The sequence below is a fragment of the Mesorhizobium sp. M7A.F.Ca.CA.004.12.1.1 genome (genome assembly GCF_003997835.1).
In the GTDB taxonomy this organism is placed as follows: Bacteria; Pseudomonadota; Alphaproteobacteria; order Rhizobiales; family Rhizobiaceae; genus Mesorhizobium.
On record NZ_RZRK01001508.1, the window covers coordinates 1 to 380 of the forward strand.

General features: G+C 55.5%; 1 protein-coding gene. It reads right to left on the bottom strand.

Going from position 1 to position 380, the window contains the following annotated elements; all coding sequences use genetic code 11:
• On the bottom strand, positions 1 to 206 hold a 206-nt coding region (locus EN984_RS37285), incomplete at its 3' end, for a DUF6882 domain-containing protein (RefSeq protein WP_348630254.1).
• Positions 207 to 380 lie beyond the last annotated feature (174 nt).

Sequence of the window (380 nt, forward strand, 5' to 3'; positions counted from 1 at the left end):
GACTTAGCGCTCGTGGAGCCGGCAATCTGGACCTCTGCGGTCACTTTGATTTCTTCACCGTTGGAAAACAAAAGTCTTCTGGTCTCGATGTCATAATCGTAGCGAGACCAGTGGCCGAGCTGGAAGTCTTTCTCCAAGCGGTCATTCTTGGCATTCAGTTGTTCGATAGCCTCGTCGCGCCAAGCAGGATACCAGTCTGGATTCATTATTCCCCTCGCCCCATCAGACAACGGTTATGACACGCTCAGCGTCCTGCGCACAGCATCGCGCCAACCAGCGAGCTTGTCTGCGCGCACAGAGCCATCCATATCCGGCTGGAACCTCCGCTCCAGCGCCCAGCTCTTCGCAAACTTTTTGGCATCCGGCCAAACGCCAGCTTT